This is a genomic window from Novosphingobium sp. FKTRR1 (genome assembly GCF_020404405.1).
GTDB lineage: Bacteria > Pseudomonadota > Alphaproteobacteria > Sphingomonadales > Sphingomonadaceae > Novosphingobium.
On record NZ_JAIZDA010000003.1, the window covers coordinates 121,443 to 144,249 of the forward strand.

A 22,807-nucleotide genomic window follows, 5' to 3' on the forward strand; every position below is an offset into this window, starting at 1 on the left:
TCCGGCGGCGCGGTGATCACGGCTTACTTCTTGGTACGCAGCTTGCGGTGGGCGCCCAGGTCGAACACTTCGCTGGGGCCGTTGTCGGATTCGAGAAGGCCGAGGCGGCGCGCGACTTCCTGATAGGCTTCTTCTTCGCCACCAAGATCGCGGCGGAAGCGGTCCTTGTCGAGCTTTTCGCCGGTGGTCATGTCCCACAGGCGGCAGCCGTCGGGGCTGATCTCGTCGGCCAGAATCACGCGGGCATAGTCGCCGTCCCAGATGCGGCCGAATTCAAGCTTGAAGTCGACGAGCCGGATGTTGATCGCGGCGAACATGCCCACAAGGAAGTCGTTCACGCGGATCGCCATCGAGGACATGTCTTGCATCTCCTCGTTGTTGGCCCAGCCGAAGCAGGCAATGTGCTCTTCGGCGACCATCGGATCGCCCAGCGCATCGTCCTTGTAGTAATACTCGATCAGCGTGTGCGGCAGCGGTTCGCCCTCGGCGATGCCAAGCCGCTTGCTGATCGAACCGGCGGCGACGTTGCGCACAACGACTTCGAGCGGGATGATCTCGACCTGACGCACCAGTTGCTCGCGCATGTTCAGGCGGCGGATGAAGTGCGTGGGGATGCCGATGTGCGACAACCGCGTGAACACATACTCGCTGATGCGGTTGTTGATCACGCCCTTGCCGTTGATCGTGCCGCGCTTCTGCGCGTTGAAAGCCGTGGCATCATCCTTGAAATACTGGATCAGGGTGCCGGGTTCGGGGCCTTCGTAAAGGATCTTGGCCTTGCCTTCGTAGATCTGGCGGCGACGGGACATGGGCGATTCTTCCTGTGCGTCGTGAGCGCGCGCGGGCACTCTAGGCCCTTCGCGGCAAATCAAAAACCCCGGCAGACGAAGCTGTCACCAGCGAAGTGACATCATCGCAAGGCCGGGGCTGCGATCCGCGCCCATAGGCGAAAACGCCGCGCGGTGCAATTCCGGGTTGCATTTCGAAAAACTTGAACAACTCATGCTATCTTATCTGTCTGAACTGAATGATGGCTGAAGCGTATAAGCACGGCATACCCTTTGCGGGCCGTGCCGCTCGATCCCCCCGCTCCCCCAAAGGCGCGGTGCGGCCCGCATCCTGCCCTCACGTCAAAAGGATGATCCCCATGAGCAAGGTTCTGGTTCTCTACTACTCCAGCTATGGCCACATCGAAACTCTGGCCAACGCCATCGCCGAAGGCGCTCGCGCCACCGGGGCGCACGTCGATGTCAAGCGCGTGCCCGAGACGGTTCCGCTCGAGATCGCGCAGGGTGCGCATTTCAAGCTCGATCAGGCGGCGCCGGTCGCCACCGTGGCCGAACTGGAGCATTACGACGCGATCATCGTCGGCACCGGCACACGCTTTGGCCGGATCAGCAGCCAACTGGCCGCGTTCCTCGATGCTGCAGGCGGCCTGTGGGCGCGCGGTGCGCTCAACGGCAAGGTCGGTGCGGCGTTTACCAGCACCGCCAGCCAGCACGGTGGGCAGGAAACCACGCTGTTCTCGATCATCACCAACCTGCTGCACTTCGGCATGACCATCGTCGGGCTCGACTATGGCTTCCAGGGCCAGTTGGGCGTGGACGAAGTAGTCGGTGGTTCGCCTTATGGTGCCACCACCATCGCGGCGGGTGACGGCAGCCGCCAGCCGAGCGCGGCCGAACTCGACGGCGCCCGCTATCTGGGCAAGCGCGTGGCCGACACCGCCAACAAGCTGTTCGGCTGAACTTGGGCGCGGGGAGCGGCACCGTCTGGCGCCGCCCCCCGCGCACAGCCCGAGTGGTGCCTAAGGCGTGTGGACAAGTTCGGGCGTGCCAGAAGCGTCAGCTATCCGCCATTTTTCCCTGGCAACGAACTTTCCGGATACGACGCCATTGCGGACGTGAACGCCACCAAAACACAACACCTTCGTCGCCCCGTGCTTGACACGGGGCTTGGCTACATTTCCGCGCCGCCCCAGGGCGAGTTCGCCATGATATAGACCCAACCGCCCCTTTCGATCGGGCAGTCATGCCAAACGCGAGGCCGCAAGGAAAGCCAAGCCCCGTGTCAAGCACGGGGCGACGGTGGTTTGGAGGAGGAAATGACCGCTCCCCACGACTTTTCTGCCATAGCGAAGCCGAGCCGACAGGATTGTCAACCGCTCTTGGCTCAGGTCGGTCCGAAGAGTCGCCTTCGCCCAGTTGCGGACATTTGATGCGGCGGTAATGTCTCTCAATGCTGCATTGGTTCTCTGCCGTTCTCGCCCTCGGTGCTGTTCAGTCCACTCCAGTGGCTTCTCTCCGCGTGGACGCTGATCGAGCCACCTTCCTCGCAATTATAGAGGAAGATCGTGTCCACGGTTACAAGATCCAGATTAAGTGCGTGGCTAAATGCTCTCATTCAATGAGCTACAGCGAACCCGTCGGCGACAGCCCCTTGGGCTTATTCTATGGCGAAAACGGCCTGCTTTACTCCAAGTGGGCTGGAGGTTCGGCGTATCGTGTCCGAGTTTGGCGCGTCACCGACAAGGGCGTGGAGAAAGTTGGCGAATTCGCAAGCTGGCACCGGGAGCCAGACTTCACGAGTGACAAGCTCGGCCGACCCGCGATACGGGTTTATGAGGGAGGGTTCGACTTCGCGCTGACCTTGCGCCCAGTGCTTTGGACATACATTCATGGACGCTTTTTGCGCGAGACGCGGAACGGCAACTGACCGCCCAGTTTAAGCTATTGCCAGCGGCGGGGATCGAACCCGCACCCCGTTGCCGAGGATCGCTGTAGCGACACGTCTACCAATTCTGTCACGCTGGCAGGAACGACATAGCACGTGAGCCAGAACACAGGAACGGCAGCTCCCCACGCCTTTCCCGCCGTTTGATCCGCTATCGGCGATCCTCAATAGCGGTCATCCCTTCATGGTGGCCATTGTCCACGCTGCTTAGGGGGGCTGCGCCTCGCGATGCCGCCTTGCGGGCCGATGGCCTAACGCTCGCCCAGCAGGTTCTGTTTCCAGAAGGCGACTTCGGTCCAGAACTGGTAATCCTGATTGGCCTTTTTGGCATAACCATGGCCTTCGTCGAGGGCGATCAGGTGCCAGGCGGTGCGGCCTTGGGCGCGTACTGCCTTGACCATCTGTTCCGCCTCGCTGCGCGGCACCCGCGGATCGTTGCCGCCGGTGGTGACCATCAGCGGGATTGCCAGCCGGTCGGCGTGGGTCAGGGGCGAGATGGCGAGCAGTTGAGCGCGCTGTACAGGGTTGCGCTCGTCGCCATATTCCACCCGGCGCAAGTCGCGGCGATAGCCCTGAGTATTCTGCAGGAACGTGACGAAATTGCTGATTGCCACGGCGCAGGCCGCTGCTTTCAGTCGCGCGCCATAGCGGATCGCGCTGGCATAGCACATATACCCCCCGTACGACCCACCCGTGACGGCCATCGCTGCGCCGTCGATCTGCGGGTCGGCGGCCAGCCGGTCGAGCAGCGGTTCGATATCGCGCACCGAATCCTCGCGCTTGAACGGCCCGTTGTCGAGCGCGACGAAGCGTTTGCCGAAGCCGGTCGAACCGCGCACGTTGGGCAGCAGTACCGCGATGCCCAATTCGTTGACCAGATAGTTGGTCCGCCCGCGAAAACCGGGACGCGACTGGCCTTCGGGGCCGCCGTGGATGTCGACGATGACGGGGCGTTTGCCCGGAAACTTTGCCGGATCTGGACGATAGAGGTACCCGCTGACCGGCTCACCATCGAAGCTTTTCACCTCGACCAGTTCGGCGGCAGCGTTGCGTGCCGGGTCGAGCCCACCGGTCTCGCTGGCGGTCCAGCGGGTGACCGCAAGCGAGATCGGATCGACGCTGAAGGCATCGGCCGGGAACTTCGCCGATTCGAGCGAGAGCCCGATCGTGCCCCATGGCGCCACTTTCATTGCGCCGATCACGCCAGCGGGCAGCTTGGCCACGTCGCGCATCGTCCCCGAAGCGGGCACGAACAGCCGCAGCTTCGATTCGCCCGCAATGTTGACGGTATAGGCGATGAAACGTCCGTCCGGAGCGATGTCGAAATCCTCGACATCACCGCGCGGTTCGGGCGAGCGCGCGGTGAAGCGTCCGCTGGCAAGGTCCACCGTGCCCAGCCGCAGGAAATCCGAGCCGGCGTCGCTGGTTGCCCACAACTTGCCATCGGGCGCGAAGGCGACTTTGCCGAACGCGGCCGGGGCCAGCTTGGCTTTGGGGCCGCCGAGCGGGGTAAGCGTTCCTTTGGACAGATCCAGCCGGTACAGATTGGTGCGCGCGACCGAGACATATTCGGTGACCAGTGCCGTCTTGCCATCAGGGGCGAAATCCCCGATCTGCCAGCCGCCGCCGGTCACTTGCGCCACCAAGCGGTTGGTTTCGGGATGGCGTGGGTCGATCACGTAAAGATCGGCATCCACACCGTTGCGGCGGGTCGAACGATAGCCCAGCCAATGCCCGTCGTGGCTGACCGCGCCCACTTCGTTGCGGCTCTTGCCGTCGGTCAACAGCGTCAGGCGCCCGTCCTTGAGTGTGTAGAACTGGAAGAACTCGTCGCCGCCCTTGTCCTTGATCACCACTTGCGTACCGTCACCGGGCATCAGCAGGCCGCTGACGGGTTCGGATTCAAAGCTGATCTGGTGGCGGTCCATCAAGGGGCCGGTGAGGGTGTGCAATTGGCGCGTGTTGGCAAAGCGCGTGGCGATCAGCATGGTCCGGTCGATCGGGTTCCACCCTTGAAAGCGCACGCTGCGGAACTCCAGATATGGCCTCGTCGCCTCGGCAATCGCCAACGGCACGGGCGGCGCACCGTCCACCTCGATTGCGGCGGGCTTTGGCGCGAGTGGAGCGGCGGCGGTCTGGGCCGCACCCGGTGTCGCCAGAGTGAGCAGGCACAGAGCGGAGGCAAGAGCGGGGAGGCGCTGCATCGAGGGTTCTCTCCATACCGGACAGGCCATGCAATGTGTTGCCCATACGCGGGACTTGGCAATGACCTTTTGCGATGGTGCGCCAACATTTTTCATGATGACCCGGACTGGATGCACCTTATTGGCCGCGTGATCTGGCGCGCCCGCAGCCGATTGGCTAGGACCGGCGCGCGTATGGAGATGGAGCCCGCAAACCGATGAGCCAGGATGCCACGCTTGCCCTGCTGAACCGCTACTATTCCGCCTTCAATGCCGGTGACTGGCAAGGCATGCTCGATTGTCTGAGCGATGACGTGGCGCATGACATCAACCAGGGCACCCGCCAGACCGGCAAGGACGTGTTCGCCACGTTCCTCCAGCACATGGAACGCTGCTACAAGGAGCGGCTCGAGGATATCGTGCTGATGGTCAACGCCGATGGCAGCCGCGCGGCCGCCGAGTTCGTGGTTCACGGTGCTTACCTTGCCACCGATGAGGGCCTGCCCGAAGCGGCAGGGCAGACTTATGTCCTACCTGCAGGCGCCTTCATCGGCATCGAAGGCGCCAAGATCGCCCGGCTGACGATGTATTACAACCTTGCCGACTGGACGGCGCAGGTGGTCGGTTGATGGCGATTGCCGTTCGGGCGTTGACCGGGGACGAGATCGCCGCCGCGCTCGACGATCTGGCAGCGTTGCGGATAGAGGTCTTTGCCGCCTATCCCTACCTCTATGACGGGGACCGGGCGTATGAGGCGCAGTACCTCAGCGAATATGCGCAGGCCGAAGATGCCGTGCTGGTGGCGGCATTTGACGGTGAACGCATCGTCGGCGCGGCCACGGCGGCGCCGATGCGTCACCAGAAGGCCGAATTCCGCAGCCCCTTCGAACACCGCGGGCTAGATGCCACGCGGCTGTTCTATTTTGGCGAAAGTGTGCTGCTGCCGGCCTATCGCGGACACGGCATCGGCCATTCGTTTTTCGACGCGCGCGAGGCGCAGGCCCGCGCTTGCGGTGCCAATGCGGCATGCTTTGCGGCCGTCATCCGCCCGGACGATCATCCCGCGCGACCCGCTGATTACACCCCGCTCGATGCATTCTGGCAGCGGCGCGGTTATGCGTTGATCCCCGGACTTGTCACCGAACTTGCGTGGAAAGAGCATGGCGAGGCGCACGAAAGCCCCAAGTCGATGCAATACTGGCTGCGCGAATGGAAGAACGCCGCATGACCCGCTTCACCATCGCCGCCGCGCAATACCCGATCGACTTGCTTGATGGCTGGGATGCCTATGTCGCCAAGTTGACTACCTGGGTCGAACAAGCGGCTGCGGGCGGGGCAGGCCTTGCCGTGTTTCCCGAATATGGCGCGATGGAATTGGCCAGCCTTGACCCCGTCACGATGGGCGATCTGGCCGGTTCGATCGAGACGGTATCGGCGCTGCTGCCACGGGTCGATGCGCTGCATGCCGAACTGGCCACGCGCCATGGTCTGCACATCCTTGCCGCCAGCGCCCCGCGCAAGGACGCGGACCGCCGCTTTCGCAACGCCGCGCGCCTGTTCGCTCCCAACGGCCGCAGCGTGACGCAGGACAAGCTGGTGATGACCCGGTTCGAGCGGGAACAGTGGGGCATCGTCGGGGGCACGGCGATCAAGCTTATCGACACCGCCTTGGGCAAGCTGGCGATCCTGATCTGTTACGATAGCGAGTTCCCGTTGCTCGCGCGCGCGGCGGTGGAGGCCGGAGCGCAAGTGCTGCTGGTGCCCAGTTGCACTGACAGCCTGCACGGATACTGGCGCGTCCGGCTGGGGGCGCAGGCGCGGGCACTTGAAGGTCAGTGCTATGCCGTGCAGGCGCCGACGGTGGGCGACGCCGAATGGTCCCCTGCGGTCGACGTCAACCGTGGGGCGGCGGCAATCTATGGACCGCCCGATCGCGGCATGCCCGAGGACGGCGTGCTGGCCATCGGCATCGAAGGCGCGGCTCAATGGGTCTTTGCCGAAGTGGATACCGCCCTTGTGGCCGATTTGCGCGCCGATGGCGGCGTGCTCAACGCCTTGCACTGGGCCGAACAACCGGGCGCGGCGCCGCTCCCCCAACTTGAAGTGGTCAGCCTTTCGTGAAGATCGATCCGTTCATCCTGATCATCCTGGCGACGGTCGCGCTGGCCAGCCTGTTTCCCGCGAGCGGGGTTGGCGCGCAGATCGTCGATGTGGTGACGACCGTGGCGATCTCGCTGCTGTTCTTTCTGCACGGAGTGCGGCTGAAGCGTGAAACGCTGGTCAGCGCGGTGTCAGACTGGAAGGTCCACGTGCTGATCCTGTCGCTGACATTTGTGCTGTTCCCGCTGATCGGCGTGGGGCTGCATCTGGCGATCCCGCGCGCGCTGACGCCAGAGTTGTGGATGGGTATCCTGTTCCTGTGCGCACTGCCGTCCACTGTGCAATCGGCCATTGCCTTCACCTCGATCGCGCGCGGCAACGTGGCTGTGGCGGTCTGCGCGGCGGCGTTTTCGAACCTGTTCGGCGTGGTCGTCACGCCGCTGCTGGCCGGATTGTTGCTGGGCACGCAGGCGGGCATCTCGCTCGATCAGGTGGGGCGGATCGCGGTGCAACTGCTGTTGCCGTTTGTCGCAGGACACCTGCTGCGTCCGCTGCTGGGCGGGTGGGCCGAACGCAACCGCAAGCTGCTGACCTTCACCGACAGGGGCACGATCGTGCTGGCGGTGTTCTCATCCTTCTCGGCCGCGATCGTCGAAGGGCTGTGGCAGAAGGTGCCGCTGGTGCAACTGGCGGTGGTGCTGGCACTGGCGCTGCTGATCCTGGCGCTGGTGCTGCTCGGCTCTGCATGGCTCGCCCGCGCGCTGGGTTACAGCAAGGCTGACGAGATCGCGATCGTGTTCGTCGGTTCGAAGAAGTCGCTGGCAAGCGGCGTGCCGATGGCCAAGATCCTGTTCACCCCGGCGGTGGCGGGTGCAGTGATCCTGCCGATCATGATCTTCCATCAGGCGCAGTTGATGGCTTGCGCCACGATCGCGCGCCGTTATGCCGCTCGTGACGGGGAATAGTCGGCGGGCGCAGGATGGAGAAGGCGTTGTGAACGTGTCACGCAGGACGATGATCGCCGGTTCGCTGGCCGCAGGCGCACTGGCCGCAGCCGGAGCCGCGCGCGCTGCCGTGCGCCCGGCCAAGCCGTTGGTGCTCGGCCATCGCGGGTGCAGCGCGCTGCGCCCCGAACACACGCTGGGGTCTTATGCCCGCGCGATTGCCGACGGCGCCGACTTCATCGAACCCGATCTGGTCGGCACCAAGGATGGCAAGCTGGTGGCGCGGCACGAAAACAACATCGCCGAAACCACCGACGTTGCCACCCACCCCGAATTCGCCGACCGCAAGGCGACCAAAGTGATCGACGGGATCGAGCAGACCGGCTGGTTCACCGAGGATTTCACCTTCGACGAGCTGCGCACCCTGCGCGCGCGCGAACGGCTGACGGGCGATGGCATGCGCACCGAAAGCCATGGTTATGACGGCATGTTCCGCATCGTCAGCTTTGCCGAGATCATCGACTTCGCCGCAGCGGAATCGGCGGCGCGCGGGCGCACCATCGGGCTGATCCCCGAGATCAAGCATTCGACCTATTTCGCCGGGATCGGCCTTCCGTCAGAGGACCGCTTCGTCAAGGAAGTGGCCGCCAGCCGCTACCTCGACAAGGCGCCGCTGATCGTCCAGTCGTTCGAGATCGCCAACCTTAAGGCGCTGCGCGGCGTGCTGGGCGACCGGCCCAACGTGCAGTTCATGCAGTTGATCGATTCCGATGACCAGCGCCCCGGTGACGTGATCAAGGCCATGGGCACGCTGACTTATGCCCAAATGCTCACGCCTGAAGGGCTTGCGGACATTGCCAAGTATGCCGACTGGGTCGCGCCGTGGACGCGCCAGTTGATCCCGCTGGACGCAGACGGCAAGCTTGGCGCATCGACCAATGTGGTGGCAGAGGCGCACCGGGTGGGCCTGCTGGTCGGCTGCTACACCTTCCGCCCCGAAAACCAGTTCCTTGCCGCTGATTACCGCACCGAAGGGGCAGCCCCCGCCGCGCGCAACGTGGAGGGCAGCGTGGCCGAAATCCGACGCTACTTGTCCGAAGGGCTGGACGGCTTCTTCACCGACGACCCCGCGCTGGGGCGGCGCGCGGTGGATGGGGATGGGTGAGGAAGCAGGCGCGTACCCCCTTTCCTATCCATCACCCGTGGTTTGTCATTGCTAGGGTGCGTGGACGAAGCAATCCGGTGCAGGAGGATCGCTAGGTTTATCAGTGGGCCTTGTGTTTGGCCGCAACGTAACTTGCAAATCTGTCGAGGATCGCCTGCCAGCCAGCCGCTTGCTGCTCGACGGGGTTTTGATCCTCGGCGTCAAAGGTTGATCGAACTGTCACGCCCTGCGCACCGTCGATGAACTCCACCAGCCCATTGCGCTCGCCGAAGGTGTAGCTGATCGATTGATGGGGTTTGATCGAGGTATAGGTTCCGGCAAAATCAAAGCCGAAACTTCCGTCTTTTGCCTCCATGCGCGAGCTGAATTCGCCGCCGTCACGAAGGTCGACGGTCGAGCTGGTCGTATGCCAATCGTCCGACGCTGCATTCCACTGCACGATATCTTCAGGGGTGACATAGGCGTCCCAAACCTCGGCCAACGGAGCGGCGACAAGCGTTTCTACGGTGATCTTCATGAAGCACTCCCTTTCCCAAAAATCGGTTCCTTCTGGTCATAGCTGGTTGCGCGATCATGGCATTTCCTTGGAAAAGCCCGTTGCAATTCTATTTCCCGGTTTGCGCCAACTGTCGCGCCGCTAGGTGTGGCACTTGGTCTTTCGCTGCGCTAGAGCCCGAAGCATGATCTTAATTGCAATCGGATCGCGCTGATGGATGCCGCCGAGCAGGTTCACCTGCAGTTTCTTGCCGCACTTGATCGCGGCACTTTGCGTCGCCGGTCGAACCTTGGGCTGGCAGAGGCGGGGTTGGCGCCCGATCGGGCCGCAGCGCTGGTGCACAGCCAGATGCTCAGCCGTCAGTTGGACCGATTGAGTCGCAAGCTGCAGGCGCGGGGGGAAGGGTTCTATACGATCGGATCGTCGGGGCATGAAGGCAACGCCGCGCTGGCCGAGGCGCTGCGGACTGATGACATCGCGTTCCTGCATTACCGCGATGCCGCGTTCCAGATCCACCGCGCAGGCCGCGTGGCCGGCGAGACCCCGGCATGGGACATGCTGCTCTCGTTCACCGCCAGCGCCGACGATCCGATCTCGGGCGGACGGCACAAGGTGCTGGGATCGAAGCGGCTGATGATCCCGCCGCAAACCTCGACCATCGCCAGCCACTTGCCCAAGGCGGTGGGCGCGGCGTTCAGCATCGGCATCGCCCGGCGCATGGGCTGGACCGACACCGTGCTGGCGCAAGATGGCGTGGTGCTGTGCTCGTTCGGCGATGCATCGGCCAACCATTCCACCGCCGTCGGCGCACTCAACACCGCCGCTTGGGCCGCTTACCAGAACACGCCGATGCCCATCGTGTTCCTGTGCGAGGACAACGGCATCGGCATTTCCACCCGCACCCCGCCGGGCTGGATCGAGGCGAACTGGCAGAACCGCGCGGGCCTGCGTTACATCGACTGCGACGGCAGCGACCTGATCGACAGCTGGCGCGCGGCGAAGGAGGCGGTGGACTTCGCCCGCCGCCAGCGCAAGCCGGTGTTCCTGCACATGAAGACGGTGCGCCTCTATGGCCACGCGGGCAACGACGTGCAGGGTACTTACCTGTCGAAGGAACACATCCGTGCCGACGAGGCGCGCGACCCGCTGCTGGCCAGCGCCGCGCTGTTGATCGAGGAAGGCGTGATGACCGCCGCCGAATTGCGCGCGCAGTACGATGCCATAGAGGCGACATTGGCGCGGCAGGTGGAACTGGCGATCAAGCGCCCCAAGTTGCCCGATGCCGCCGCCGTGATGGCCAGCATCGTCCCGCCAAAGCGTGAAGGCGTTGCGCGCCCGCTTGCCTCCGTCGAAGCCCGTGCCGCGCTGTTCGCCGACGATGCCGCGGCGATGGAAAAGCCGCAGCACATGGCCAAGCTGCTGAGCTGGGCGCTGGCCGATCTGCTGCTGCAATACCCCAACGCTGTGGTCTGCGGCGAGGACGTGGGGCCCAAGGGCGGGGTCTATGCAGTCACCCAAAAGCTGCACCAGCGCTTCGGTTCGGCGCGGGTGATCAACACGCTGCTGGACGAGCAGGCGATCCTGGGCCTTGCCATCGGTGCGGCGCACAACGGCCTGTTGCCGCTGCCCGAAGTGCAGTTCCTTGCCTATGTCCACAATGCCGAGGATCAGATCCGGGGCGAGGCGGCGACGCTATCGTTCTTTTCGGACGGGCAATTCACCAACCCGATGGTCCTGCGCATCGCCGGGCTGCCGTACCAGAAGGGCTTCGGCGGGCACTTCCACAACGACAACTCGCTGGCCGTGTTCCGTGATATTCCGGGTGTGGTGCTGGCGGTGCCGAGTTGCGGGCGCGATGCGGTGGCGATGCTGCGCGAATGCGTCCGTCTGGCGCATGAAGAGCAGCGCGTGGTCGTGTTCGTCGAACCGATTGCGCTCTACATGACCCGCGACTTGCACGCCGAGGGCGACGGGTTGTGGACCAGCCTGTACCAGCCGCCGGGCGAGCCGGGCAGCGCGATCGGCTTTGGCGAGATCGGTCAGTGGGGGCAGGGAACCGACCTTGCCATCGTGACGTACGGCAATGGGGTGTACTTGTCGCGGCAGGCGGAGAAACTGCTGGCCGAGCAGGGCGTTGCTGCACGGATCATCGACTTGCGCTGGCTGGGGCCGGTCAACGATGAAGCGGTGCTGGCGGCCTGCGCGCCGTGCCGGAACGTGCTGGTGGTCGATGAATGCCGGATCACCGGATCGCACAGCGAGGCGCTGCTTGCGCTCTTTGCCGAGCGGATGAACGACCGCCCGGTGGCGCGGCTGACCGCGACCGACAGCTTCATCCCGCTGGCGCGCGCCGCCACGCATACTTTGCCCAGCCGCGACATGATCGTGACGAAGGGGCTGGCGATGGTGCGCGGGGAGACGGTCCTTGGCTAAGCCGACCGCAGTCGTCGTGTGTCCGGGGCGCGGCACCTACAACGCGCCCGAACTGGGCTATCTGGCGCGCCATCATGGCGGCAATCCGTGGCTCGCCCGGTTTGATGCCTTGCGGGCAGAGGTGGGCAAACCCGCGCTTACGGCTTTGGACGGGGCGGCGAAGTTCGATCCTGCCGTGCATTTGCGCGGCGATGTGGCCGCGCCACTGATCCATGCCTGCGCCTACCTCGACTATCTGGCCATCGCGCGCGACAAGTTCGACATCGTGGCGGTGACCGGCAATTCGATGGGCTGGTACACTGCGCTTGCCTGCGCCGGGGCGGTCAGCGGCGAACACGGTTTTGCCATCGCCGATGCAATGGGCGTCAATTCGCAGAACCACGCGCCCGGCGGGCAAAGCGTGCTGGTATTGGCGGGGGACGACTGGACGGTCGATCCCGCACTCGAGACGGCCGTGCTCGCCGCCATGGCGCGGCATGATGTGCTTATGTCGATCCGTTTGGGGGGCATGCTGGTGGTGGCAGGCGCGCCTGAGGCGCTCGCGGCGCTGGAAGCTGACCTGCCGCCGCTGCCGCGCCCGCCGTTGCGGCTGGCCGGGCATGGGCCGTTCCACACACCGCTGATGGCGGCCAGCGCAAGCGCGGCACGCTCGCAACTGCCGGTGGAATGGTTTGGCGCGCCACAGATCCCGTTGATCGACGGGCGCGGTGCGATCTGGCGCGGGCCCGAGACGGTACCCCGCGCCTTGTGGGACTACACTTTCGGGCATCAAATCCTGCAATCCTATGACTTCACCGCCGCGATCACCGTCGCTTTGCGCGAGTTTGCGCCCGATCACCTGATCCTGCTGGGCCCCGGCGAGACCTTGGGCGGGGCCATCGGGCAGGTGCTGGTCGCGCGCAAATGGCTGGACATTTCGTCGCGTAACGGGTTTGTTGCATTGCAAGGAGAGGATGCGTTTCTGATCGGCATGGGAAGGCCCGGTCAAAGGGAACACGCAATCCAATGAGCCAAAAGTCGGTTCTGTTCGTATGCCTCGGAAACATTTGCCGTTCTCCGATGGCTGAGGCTGCTCTGCGCGCCGAGGCGGTAGCGCAAGGCATTGCCGTGTCCATCGATTCGGCAGGCACCGGTGCAATGCATGTCGGCGATGCGCCCGACCCGCGCGCGCAAGCCGAAACGCTGCGCCATGGCATCGACATCTCCAGCTATCGCGCCCGGCAACTGACCGAAGCCGATTTTCGCAAGTTCGGGCACATCTACGTGATGGACCAGAACAACTTGCGCGATCTGCACGCTGTCGCGCCTTGGCGGCCGCTGGCCAAGATCGGGTTGCTGATGGATGTGGTGCCCGGTCGTCATGGCACGGCGGTGCTCGACCCCTATTACGGCGGCGAGGATGACTTTGCCGAAGTATGGGAGGACGTGACCGTCGCGGCCAAGCACATCGTCGCCAGGCTGGCCAAGTAAGTCAGCTCAGCGCGGCGAAAAACCCGCGCACAGGGCATCGACCAAGGCGCGCGCGGCGTCTTGTGCTGAAAGCGGCCCTTGCGGATCGAACCACCGTGCTGGCCAGTTGAGCGCGCCAGCCAGCGCCATGGCCAGCATCTTGGGGTCGTTGGCGGCCACGGAGCCGTCGGCGATTGCTTCTGTAACCAGCGTGCGCAAGGCGTTGTCGATTCCGCGCTTCAGGTCGCGGAACCGGCGGGCGCTTTCGGGTGAGAGCGATTCATCGCCGGTGCGGATCACGCAGCGCCCGAAATCGTCCATGTTGACGCAGGCATAGCTGATCAGAAAGCTGCGCAGCCGGTCGATCCCGCGACCTGGCACGGCGCGCGCCGCCTCAGCCGCGCCCAGCAATTGCGCAAGCCCGATCGAAACGCACTCCAGCAACACCTGATCCTTGTTGCCAAGGTAGTGGTAGATCGTCGGCTTCGATACGCCGAGACTGGTCGCCACATCGTCGAGCGATGTCGCGTGAAAGCCCCGTTCGTTGAACATCCGCACGGCCGCGCGCAGCAGTGCCTGCCGCTTGGCCTCGCGCGCAGCCTGTCGTTGGGCCGCGTCAGGAAATGGGGAAGGCGTGGTCGGCTTGTCGTCCATGGTCACTGGTAATTGACCGCATACCTGCGAGAATGCAATATACTCATGAGTAGAATACCGACTCATTCGTATTCCTGGCTAAGTGGAGACAGACATGCAGATCGAAGGTGTGGCCGCGATCGTCACGGGCGGAGCGTCCGGGCTTGGCGGTGCAACGGCAGCCCGGCTGGCCCGCGCTGGGGCAAAGGTTGCGATCTTCGACCTCAACGCCGAACTGGGGGCAAGCCATGCCGCCGCAATCGGCGCGTCGTTCTTTCCGGTCAACGTCACCGACGAGGCGGCGGTCGACAACGCGATCGCCGAGGCTGAGGCGGTCAACGGCAAGGCGCGCATTCTGGTGAACTGTGCCGGCGTCGGCCCTCCAGCCAAGGTCATCGGTCGCGACGGCAAGGCCATTCCGCTGGCCGATTTCAGCAAGATCATCACGATCAACCTGTTGGGCACGTTCAACGTGCTGTCCAAGTTTGCCGCGCGCATCTTTGATGCCGATCCCGTCGGCCCCGAAGAGCGCGGGGTGATCATCAACACCGCCTCGGTAGCGGCCTTCGACGGCCAGATCGGGCAGGCCGCCTATGCCGCGTCGAAAGGCGGTGTGGTGGGTATGGCCCTGCCGATCGCACGCGAATTTGCCCGCTATGGCATCCGCGTGAACACGATCGCGCCGGGCATCTTCTGGACCCCGCTGCTGGCCAGCCTGCCGCAGGATGCGCAGGATTCGCTGGGCAAGCAGGTGCCGTTTCCCAACCGCCTCGGCCAACCCGACGAATACGCGCAACTGGTGCAGAGCATAGTGGAAAACCCGATGCTCAACGCCGAGACTATCCGTCTGGATGGCGCCATCCGCATGGCCCCTCGCTGAACAAGGATCACATGATGACCATCAGCCCTCAAGCGCTGGAAATTGCCGACAAGGTCGAAGCTTTCGTGCGGCAAGTCGTGTTCCCGTACGAGAACGATCCGCGCCGGGATCATCACGGCGCGCCGACCGACGAACTCGTTCAGGAGCTGCGCGATCTGGCGCGTGAGGCTGGCGTGCTGACCCCGCACATCCGCGCCGATGGCAGCCACTTCAACCAGCGCGAAACTGCGGTCATCCTGATCAAGTCCGGGCTTTCGCCGCTGGGTATGCTGGCGTGCAACACGCAGGCTCCCGACGAAGGAAACATGTACCTGCTTGGCCATGTCGGTAGCCCCGACCTGAAGGAGCGCTTCCTCAAGCCGTTGATCTCGGGTCGGGCGCGGTCGGCCTTCTTCATGACCGAACCGGCCGATCTGCAAGGCGCGGGTGCCGACCCGTCGATGATGATCACCACCTGTCGGCGCGATGGCAACCATTGGGTGATCGATGGCAAGAAGGCGTTCATCACCGGGGCCGAAGGGGCCAAAGTCGGCATCGTCATGGCCAAGTCGGATGATCCCGACAGCAAGGGCGGGGCGTGCATGTTCCTGGTCGATCTGCCCGATCCGGCGATCACCATCACCCATGTGCCCAACACTATCGACAGTTCGATGCCGGGCAGCCACGCCGAAGTCACCATCGACGGCTTGCGCGTACCGGCCGACCAGATGTTGGGCGATGCGGGCGAAGGCTTCAAGTACGCACAGATCCGGCTGAGTCCGGCCCGCCTGTCGCACTGCATGCGCTGGCTTGGCGGGTGCATCCGTGCGCAGGAAATCGCCACCGACTATGTCAATCGCCGCAAAGCCTTCGGCAAGCAATTGATCGACCACGAAGGGGTCGGCTTCCAACTGGCCGAGAACCTGATCGACATCAAGCAGAGCGAACTGATGATCGACTGGTGCGCAGGGGTGCTCGACACCGGCGTGCTGGGCACGGTCGAAAGCAGCATGACCAAGGTGGCCGTGTCCGAAGCGCTTATGCGCATTGCCGACAAGTGCGTGCAGGTGATGGGTGGCACCGGGGTGACCGACAAGACCATTGTTGAGCAGATCTTCCGCGAAGTGCGCGCCTTCCGCATCTATGACGGCCCGACCGAGGTCCACAAGTGGAGCCTGGCCAAGAAGATCAAGCGCGACTGGAACCACGCCCATGCCCACTGACGCGGCGTCGGCCGACATTGCCGCGGCCAACACCGGCGTCGGGGACTTGCGCGTCGCGCTGGACGTGGCGGCGCTGGAGGGCTGGCTGGCGGCGAACGTCGCGGGTTTTTCCGGGCCGCTCACGGTCGCGCAGTTCAACGGTGGCCAATCGAACCCGACCTTCCGGCTGACCACGCCGGGCGGGGCTTATGTGCTGCGGCGCAAGCCACCGGGGCCGCTGTTGAAGGGCGCCCACGACGTGCTGCGTGAGGCGCGCGTGCTCAAGGCGCTGGGCGCGACGCCCGTGCCGGTCCCCACGATCCACGGTGTTTGCGACGATGACGCCGTGCTGGGCAGCGCATTTTACGTGATGGGCATGGTCGAAGGGCGGATCTTCTGGGACGCGGGGTTCGGCGACGTGCCGCACGGTGAGCGTGCCGCGTACTTTGATGCGATGAATGCGACCATCGCCGCGCTGCACGCGGTCGATATCGAAGCGGTCGGGCTGGGCGATTTCGGACGGCCGGGCAATTACTTCGCGCGGCAGATCGGACGATGGTCGAAGCAATACCTTGAAGACGAACTGGCCGGGCGCAATCCGGATATGGACGCGCTGGTCGCATGGTTGCCGACCGCGATTCCCGCAGGCGATGAAACCAGCATCGTCCACGGTGATTTCCGCTGCGACAACATGATCTTCCACCCGACCGAGCCGCGCGTTCTGGCGGTGCTTGACTGGGAACTGTCGACGCTGGGGCACCCGCTTGCCGACTTTGCCTATCACGCCATGATGTACCGGATGCCAGGCGATATCGTTGCGGGCCTTGGCGGAGCCGATCCGGTGGCGCTGGGGCTGCCGACCGAGGCGGACTACATCGCCGCCTACTGCGCGCGCACCGGGCGCAGCGGCATCGACAACTGGGATTTCTATCTGGCGTTCAATTTTTTCCGCCTTGCTGCGATTTTCCATGGCATCAAGGGGCGGACGCTGCGAGGCACGGCGTCCAACACCCAGTCGCGCCAACGGGCAGAGGCCTTTCCCAGGCTGGCCCTGCTGGCGCGTGAAGCAATGGAGTCCTGTCGATGAGTGCGGTATTGTTGGAAAAGACGGCCGATGGTGTGGCCCGGCTGACGCTGAACCGCCCCGAACAGGGCAATGCGATCGATTTTGCACTGGCCGAAGCCTTGCGCGACGGTGCGCGCGACGCGGCCGCCGATCCTGCGGTGCGCGTGGTCGTGTTGACAGGCGCAGGGCGGATGTTCTGTGTCGGTGGAGACATCGGCTTGATGGCGGGCGCCGCTGACTCGCCAGGGCCGGTGCTGCGGCAGTTGGCCGAGACCCTGCACGATGCGGTTTCGACGCTGGCAGACATGGCCAAGCCTTTGGTGGTGCTGGTCAACGGCCCGGCCGCTGGCGCCGGGTTGAGCCTTGCCGCACTGGGCGATATCGTGCTGGCTGTGCCCGGTGCGCACTTCACCGCTGCCTATTCGGCCATCGGCTTGACGCCCGACGGGGGGATGAGCTGGCTGTTGCCGCGTCTGGTCGGCTTGCGTGTGGCGCAAGAGATGGTGCTGACCAATCGGCGAGTAAAGGCTGAAGAAGCGGTGTCGCTGGGCCTGATCACCCGGGTGGTCGAGGCTGAAGCGCTGGAGAGCGAAGGCGCGGCGCTGCTGGCCAAGCTGGCCGACGGTCCGACCCAGGCATTGGGCAAGGCGCGCTGGTTGCTGGCCGAAGCGCACACAAATGGCCTTGCCGTGCATCTTGACCTTGAAGCCCAGTCGATCGCCAGCGCGGCCGCCGGTGCCGAAGGGCTGGAAGGCGTGGCAGCGTTTCTGGCCAAGCGGAAGCCGGATTTTCGCGGCTGACGACGTTCGGCAGCGCGCGATGCAGCTTGCCAAGCGCCGGAAGTTGATTTAATCGATCGATTAAACGGAGCGTATGAGCGCTCGACGTCAGGAGAGGCGGACATGGCATTCAAGACCCGGATCACCGAACTTCTCGAAATCGAACACCCCATCGTGCAGGGCGGCATGATGAATGTCGGTTATGCCGAGCTGGCGTCGGCGGTGTCGAACGCGGGCGGGCTTGGCATCATCACCGCGCTGACTCAGCCGACGCCGGAAAAGCTGCGTGAAGAAATCGAGCGCACCCGCAGCATGACCGACAAGCCGTTCGGCGTGAACATGACGATCTTCCCGACGATCAACGCGCCCGATTACAAGGCCTACGCGCAGGCCATCATCGATGGCGGGGTCAAAGTGGTCGAAACCGCCGGAACGCCCGCTGTGCGCGAGATCTGGGAGATGCTCCAGCCCCACGGCATCAAGATCCTGCACAAGTGCACCGCCGTGCGCCATGCGCTGTCGGCTGAGCGCGCGGGCTGTGACGTGATTTCGATCGATGGCTTCGAATGCGCCGGGCACCCCGGTGAGGACGATATTCCAGGGCTCATCCTGATCCCGGCCGCCGCAGACAAGGTCAAGATCCCGATGCTGGCTAGCGGCGGATTCGGCGACGGTCGCGGGCTGGTGGCTGCGCTGTCACTGGGCGCTGAGGGCATCAACATGGGCACGCGGTTCTGCGCTACCAAGGAAGCGCCGATCCACGACAACGTCAAGCAGGCCTATATCGACAACGATGAACGCGGCAGCTTCCTGATCTTCCGCAGCTTCAAGAACACCGCGCGCGTCGGGCGCAGCCCGGTGTCCGAAGAAGTGGCGCGCCGTCTGGCCAAACCCGACGCGGTGTTCGAGGACGTGCGCGAACTGGTGGCGGGCGTGGCAGGCAAGGAACTGCTTCAGACCGGCGACCTGTCGAAGGGGGTGTTCTGGGCCGGCATGGTGCAGGGCCTGATCCATGATATTCCCACCTGCCGGGAACTGATCGACCGCATCATCGCCGACGCGCAAGCGATCGTGCGGGACCGGCTCGACCGCTTCGTCGCCTGAACTGGCAAAGGCGGCTTGCAGCGGTCAGGCGGTGGTGTCGGTGCTGCCGCCTGCCGATGACCGCTGCTGGTGCGCGCGCCGGGCAAGCGGGCGCGCCCCGGTCCGCATATGCGCGCGCAGAAAGCGGCTGGCGGCACTCGCCTCGGTATAACCCAGACGATAGGCAAGCTCGGCAAGGTTGGGCTTGCTTTGCGTGGCGAAGTACTCCTCGGCCAGGCGGCGGCGTTCGGCCGCAAGCACGCTGGCAAAGCTTTGGCCGCAGTCGGCCAAGCGGCGCTGCAGGCTGCGCGGACTGACCGACAGTAGCTGGGCCGTGCGCTCCAGCGTTATGGCCCCTCCGGCAAGATTGGCCGCGATGATTTGGTGCACAGTCTGCGCTGCATCGCGCCGCTGGTTGCGGCCGGTCCGTTCAAGCTGCTGTTCAAGGAACGCCAGCAAATGTGCGTTGCCGTTGGGGGTGCGGCGGCCCAGCTCGGATCTGTGCAGCACCAGTGCAGTGCGATCCGCGCCATAGACCAGCGGGCACCGAAACAGGCCACGATGTACGGTCATGCGCGGCGGCGGCGGATGGGCAAACTCGATCCGCAGCGGATGCCAGTCATCGCCCATGATCAATTGCAACACGCGCATCTGCAGCGTCATCGTGCATTCCAGAAACTGGCTGCCGCCATAGCGCGCCGGGATCATCATGAACTGCTGAAGCACGATGTCGTCGCCTTCTTCGGCCAGCCGCGAGCCGATCGCCTCTGTCTCAAGATGGAGGAAGCGGCCACTGACGCGGATCGAATCCGCAACGGTCGGGCAGTGGTCCCACAGCAGGCTGAGCGGGCCATAGCCGCGCAGATTGCACCACGAGGCGAACGCCGCACCAAGATCGGGCCTCTCCGCCACGATCGCGCACAGTTGCAAGGTCTCGACCATCGCATAGGCCGGCACAAATTCCACGTTCTCGCTGTCGGTCAGGATCGCCAGCAATTCGGGGTACAGCACCCGTTCCAGATCGATCCCGGTAACGCGGGCATAGCGCAGGAACTGCTGCATCGAGGCAGGATGGGCGATCGGGTCGTGGTCCATGGGGCTATGGCGTAATCGGTCATGATGATGGCGTAAAGTGTCAAGATTTAATCAAGGAATTGAAGCAGGCTAAAAGCGCAGTCCAGGGCATCCCCAAAGTCCTGTTCTGCCCCAGTGGGCGCCGTAGAGCGCTGAAACAGAGAGGATTTGCCATGAAGGGTTTCTGGCGCACCGGCACTGCCGGAGCGATTGTCGCGTGCGTGTTGAGCGTTCCTGCCTTTGCCCAATCCGCAGGCAGTGCAACTGCCGCACAAGGTGCCGAAGAACCGGCCGGGCTTCAGGAAATCGTCGTGACGGCGCAGCGCCGCAGCGAAAACCTGCAAAACGTGCCGATCGCCATCACCGCCGCCAATGCTGATACGCTGGCAACGGCGCGCGTGGTCAACGTGTCGAACATTCAGGCGATCAGCCCCAGCATCACCTTCCGCGTTTCGAACATCGCGACGTCGAGTGCCAACCTGATCATCCGCGGCCTTGGCACCACCGGCAACAGCCGTTCGTTCGAAGGTTCGGTCGGCGTGTTCATCGACGGTGTCTATCGCACCCGCGCCGGTGCGGCGCTGCAGAACTTCCTCGACATCGACAATCTGCAGGTACTGCGCGGCCCGCAGGGTACGCTGTTCGGCAAGAACACCACCGCCGGGGCATTGCTGCTGGCATCGGCCAAGCCTTCGACCACCCGCTTGATGGGCAATTTCGACGCCAACTACGGCAACTACAACACCGTGCTGGTGCGTGGTGCGGTCAACGTACCCCTGTCGGACAAGGCGGCATTCCGCATTGCGGCAATGGCTTCTGGCAGCGACGGGGTCTATACCAACCCGACCGATGGCAAGCATTTGAACGGGGACAAGGGCTATGCGGTCAAGGGCCAGTTGCTGCTCGAACCCACCGCTGACCTGACGGTGCGGCTTATCGCCGACTATTCGCACAGCCAGGGCAACTGCTGCTACGCCACCACCAATCTGCACAACGGCCCGACCCAGCCGCTTATCGACCTGTTGACCACGCTCGGCGGTGGCAAAGTGCCCTCGACCGATCTGTCCAAGCGCGAGCAGACGCTCAACGGCAATGGCAAGCAGGTGATCGAGGATGTGGGCGCCGCCTTGCACATCGACCTGAACCTTGGTGCTGGCACGCTGAAGTCGGTCAGCGCCTATCGCGAATTCAAGGTCGACCAGCAGGACATGGACCCCGATTTCACCGGGGCCGACATCTTCCGCTATTACGAAAGCTTCAAGAGCCGCTTCATCTCGCAGGAACTGACCTACAACACCAAGATCGAGGCGCTCAACGCCGATGCCGTGTTCGGGGCGTTCGTGTCTGACGAAAAGCTTACGATGGGCCGCACTCTGCCATGGGCCAGCCAGGCACAGGCCTATTGGAATGCGGTGTTGGGCGCGGCAGGTCTGCCGGCCAACACGGCTTATGCCGCGCCGGGCACCTGGGCGGTCGAGGACATGCGCGGCAAGGCGCGCTCCTATGCCGGATTTGCGCACGTCGATTTCGCGGTGAACCCGAAGTTCAACGTGATCGCGGGCTTGCGTTACTCGGTCGAAAAGAAGCAGGGTTCGTTCGCCAACACGTATTATCGCACCGTGGCGCCGACCGAACTTTTCACGCTGCTCGGCGTCGGTCCCAGCCCGAACTATGACGCTCGCCACACCGACAAGGCACTGTCGGGCACATTGGCTCTGCAGTACCGCCCGGTCGATGACGTGATGATCTACGGTAACTACAACCGCGGCTTCAAGGCCGGCGGCGTCAACATCGACGCCAACGGCGCGGGTACCGTGTTCAACAACGCGGCTTTCTTCAACAAGCTGCCGGCTAAAGTGCAGTACCTGATCGGCCTGCTCAACCCCGGCGCCAAGGTGGCAGCGCCGCTTGACCCCAGCTATCGCCCGGAAAAGGTCAATGCGTTCGAATTGGGGGCCAAGGTTCAGTACCTGAACCGTCGCGCGCGGACGAACGTCGCGTTCTTCTATTACGATATCAAGGACTTGCAGGTTGCCCAGTTCAAGGGTCTGCAGTTCACCGTGCTCAATGCCAAGGCGGCCAAGGACTATGGGCTCGAAATCGAGAACCTGTTTGAGCTGACCAGGGGCGTGACGCTGAGCGCGGATGCAACCTGGGTGATGCAGGCCAAATATGATGTCGACCCGAACATCGATCCGGTGCTGTCGGGCACGCGCTTCCGTTACGCCCCGAAGTTTACCGCAAACGCCGCGGTCAACGTCGATCTGCCGGTAAACGACAACGTGAATGTCACTGGTCGGGTGCAGTACCAATACACCGGCAGCCAGTTGATCAACACCGCCGGGCTTGACGAGCAAGGCGCAGTCAGTCTGGTCAATGCCAACCTCGGCGTGAAGCTGAAGGCAGGCATCGCGGTCGAAGGGTATGTTCAGAACCTCTTCGACAAGACGTACTTCACCTATGGCTTCAACACGCCGCTGCAGACCGGCGACACCAACGGCTATCTGGGTGCCCCGCGCACGTATGGTATCCGCGTTCGCGCCAGCTTCTGATCGGCAGGACGGGGCAATCCGCACAGGGTTGCCCCAAGCCCCGCGTCAAAACAACA

General features: G+C 64.0%; 21 protein-coding genes and 1 pseudogene. 16 read left to right on the forward strand and 6 right to left on the reverse strand.

Annotation, left to right across the window (positions count from 1 at the left end; genetic code table 11):
* Positions 1-23: 23 nt before the first annotated feature.
* A complete protein-coding gene (purC, locus tag LDN95_RS04320; protein WP_226016413.1) occupies positions 24-809 on the reverse strand; it encodes a phosphoribosylaminoimidazolesuccinocarboxamide synthase in 786 nt (261 codons plus the stop codon).
* 338 nt (positions 810-1,147) lie between these two features.
* Between purC and wrbA the strand changes: the two genes are divergently transcribed.
* On the forward strand, positions 1,148-1,747 hold the full coding sequence (gene wrbA, locus LDN95_RS04325; protein ID WP_226016414.1) for an NAD(P)H:quinone oxidoreductase: 600 nt from the start codon (positions 1,148-1,150) through the stop codon (positions 1,745-1,747).
* A gap of 659 nt (positions 1,748-2,406) precedes the next feature.
* Positions 2,407-2,715 carry a hypothetical protein gene (locus tag LDN95_RS04330; protein WP_226016415.1) on the forward strand — a complete coding sequence of 103 codons (309 nt, stop codon included), beginning with the start codon at positions 2,407-2,409 and terminating at the stop codon, positions 2,713-2,715.
* A gap of 18 nt (positions 2,716-2,733) precedes the next feature.
* Here LDN95_RS04330 and LDN95_RS04335 read toward each other — a convergent pair.
* Positions 2,734-2,813, reverse strand: a pseudogene (locus LDN95_RS04335).
* A 171-nt stretch (positions 2,814-2,984) separates the two neighbouring features.
* A complete protein-coding gene (locus tag LDN95_RS04340) occupies positions 2,985-4,937 on the reverse strand; it encodes a prolyl oligopeptidase family serine peptidase (protein ID WP_226016416.1) in 1,953 nt (650 codons plus the stop codon).
* 197 nt (positions 4,938-5,134) lie between these two features.
* Here LDN95_RS04340 and LDN95_RS04345 point away from each other — a divergent pair, with 197 nt between their 5' ends.
* From LDN95_RS04345 to LDN95_RS04365, 5 genes are read left to right on the forward strand one after another with little or no spacing between them, the layout of a single operon-like run.
* Entirely contained in the window at positions 5,135-5,545 is a 411-nt protein-coding gene (locus tag LDN95_RS04345) for a ketosteroid isomerase-related protein (RefSeq protein ID WP_226016417.1), read from the forward strand.
* A complete protein-coding gene (locus LDN95_RS04350; protein ID WP_226016418.1) occupies positions 5,545-6,144 on the forward strand; it encodes a GNAT family N-acetyltransferase in 600 nt (199 codons plus the stop codon). Before LDN95_RS04345 ends, LDN95_RS04350 begins: the two co-directional genes overlap by 1 nt.
* Positions 6,141-7,037, forward strand: a complete 897-nt coding sequence (locus LDN95_RS04355; RefSeq protein ID WP_226016419.1) for a carbon-nitrogen hydrolase family protein — start codon at positions 6,141-6,143, stop codon at positions 7,035-7,037. The genes LDN95_RS04350 and LDN95_RS04355 overlap by 4 nt, the downstream gene beginning before the upstream one ends.
* A complete protein-coding gene (locus tag LDN95_RS04360) occupies positions 7,034-7,981 on the forward strand; it encodes a bile acid:sodium symporter family protein (RefSeq protein ID WP_226016420.1) in 948 nt (315 codons plus the stop codon). The genes LDN95_RS04355 and LDN95_RS04360 overlap by 4 nt, the downstream gene beginning before the upstream one ends.
* Positions 7,982-8,009: 28 nt before the next feature.
* Entirely contained in the window at positions 8,010-9,125 is a 1,116-nt protein-coding gene (locus tag LDN95_RS04365; RefSeq protein ID WP_226016421.1) for a glycerophosphodiester phosphodiesterase, read from the forward strand.
* A 100-nt stretch (positions 9,126-9,225) separates the two neighbouring features.
* Here LDN95_RS04365 and LDN95_RS04370 read toward each other — a convergent pair whose 3' ends face one another.
* On the reverse strand, positions 9,226-9,642 hold the full coding sequence (locus LDN95_RS04370) for an SRPBCC family protein (RefSeq protein WP_226016422.1): 417 nt from the start codon (positions 9,640-9,642) through the stop codon (positions 9,226-9,228).
* Between the two features lie 192 nt (positions 9,643-9,834).
* On the opposite strand from LDN95_RS04370, the gene LDN95_RS04375 reads away from it, so the two are divergent.
* The 3 genes from LDN95_RS04375 to LDN95_RS04385 are packed head-to-tail and all read left to right on the forward strand — an operon-like array spanning position 9,835 to position 13,524.
* On the forward strand, positions 9,835-12,054 hold the full coding sequence (locus LDN95_RS04375; RefSeq protein WP_226016423.1) for an alpha-ketoacid dehydrogenase subunit alpha/beta: 2,220 nt from the start codon (positions 9,835-9,837) through the stop codon (positions 12,052-12,054).
* Complete coding sequence (locus LDN95_RS04380) at positions 12,047-13,063, forward strand: ACP S-malonyltransferase (RefSeq protein WP_226016424.1); 1,017 nt, start codon at positions 12,047-12,049, stop codon at positions 13,061-13,063. The genes LDN95_RS04375 and LDN95_RS04380 overlap by 8 nt, the downstream gene beginning before the upstream one ends.
* Positions 13,060-13,524 (forward strand): low molecular weight protein-tyrosine-phosphatase, encoded by a 465-nt coding sequence (locus LDN95_RS04385; protein WP_226016425.1) that lies wholly within the window; start codon positions 13,060-13,062, stop codon positions 13,522-13,524. Before LDN95_RS04380 ends, LDN95_RS04385 begins: the two co-directional genes overlap by 4 nt.
* A gap of 6 nt (positions 13,525-13,530) precedes the next feature.
* On the opposite strand, the gene LDN95_RS04390 is transcribed toward LDN95_RS04385, so the two are convergent.
* Entirely contained in the window at positions 13,531-14,157 is a 627-nt protein-coding gene (locus LDN95_RS04390) for a TetR/AcrR family transcriptional regulator (protein WP_226016426.1), read from the reverse strand.
* 94 nt (positions 14,158-14,251) lie between these two features.
* On the opposite strand from LDN95_RS04390, the gene LDN95_RS04395 reads away from it, so the two are divergent.
* From LDN95_RS04395 to LDN95_RS04415, 5 genes are all read left to right on the forward strand, one after another.
* On the forward strand, positions 14,252-15,016 hold the full coding sequence (locus LDN95_RS04395) for an SDR family NAD(P)-dependent oxidoreductase (RefSeq protein ID WP_226016427.1): 765 nt from the start codon (positions 14,252-14,254) through the stop codon (positions 15,014-15,016).
* 14 nt (positions 15,017-15,030) lie between these two features.
* Positions 15,031-16,218 carry an acyl-CoA dehydrogenase family protein gene (locus LDN95_RS04400; RefSeq protein ID WP_370631648.1) on the forward strand — a complete coding sequence of 396 codons (1,188 nt, stop codon included), beginning with the start codon at positions 15,031-15,033 and terminating at the stop codon, positions 16,216-16,218.
* Positions 16,208-17,284 (forward strand): phosphotransferase family protein, encoded by a 1,077-nt coding sequence (locus tag LDN95_RS04405; protein ID WP_226016429.1) that lies wholly within the window; start codon positions 16,208-16,210, stop codon positions 17,282-17,284. The genes LDN95_RS04400 and LDN95_RS04405 overlap by 11 nt, the downstream gene beginning before the upstream one ends.
* A complete protein-coding gene (locus LDN95_RS04410) occupies positions 17,281-18,063 on the forward strand; it encodes an enoyl-CoA hydratase/isomerase family protein (protein WP_226016430.1) in 783 nt (260 codons plus the stop codon). Before LDN95_RS04405 ends, LDN95_RS04410 begins: the two co-directional genes overlap by 4 nt.
* A gap of 102 nt (positions 18,064-18,165) precedes the next feature.
* Positions 18,166-19,146 (forward strand): nitronate monooxygenase family protein, encoded by a 981-nt coding sequence (locus LDN95_RS04415; protein WP_226016431.1) that lies wholly within the window; start codon positions 18,166-18,168, stop codon positions 19,144-19,146.
* Between the two features lie 24 nt (positions 19,147-19,170).
* Here LDN95_RS04415 and LDN95_RS04420 read toward each other — a convergent pair whose 3' ends face one another.
* Positions 19,171-20,220 (reverse strand): AraC family transcriptional regulator ligand-binding domain-containing protein, encoded by a 1,050-nt coding sequence (locus LDN95_RS04420; RefSeq protein ID WP_226016432.1) that lies wholly within the window; start codon positions 20,218-20,220, stop codon positions 19,171-19,173.
* A gap of 152 nt (positions 20,221-20,372) precedes the next feature.
* On the opposite strand from LDN95_RS04420, the gene LDN95_RS04425 reads away from it, so the two are divergent.
* Positions 20,373-22,751, forward strand: coding sequence for a TonB-dependent receptor (locus LDN95_RS04425; protein WP_226016433.1), 2,379 nt, complete (start codon positions 20,373-20,375; stop codon positions 22,749-22,751).
* Positions 22,752-22,807: the final 56 nt, after the last annotated feature.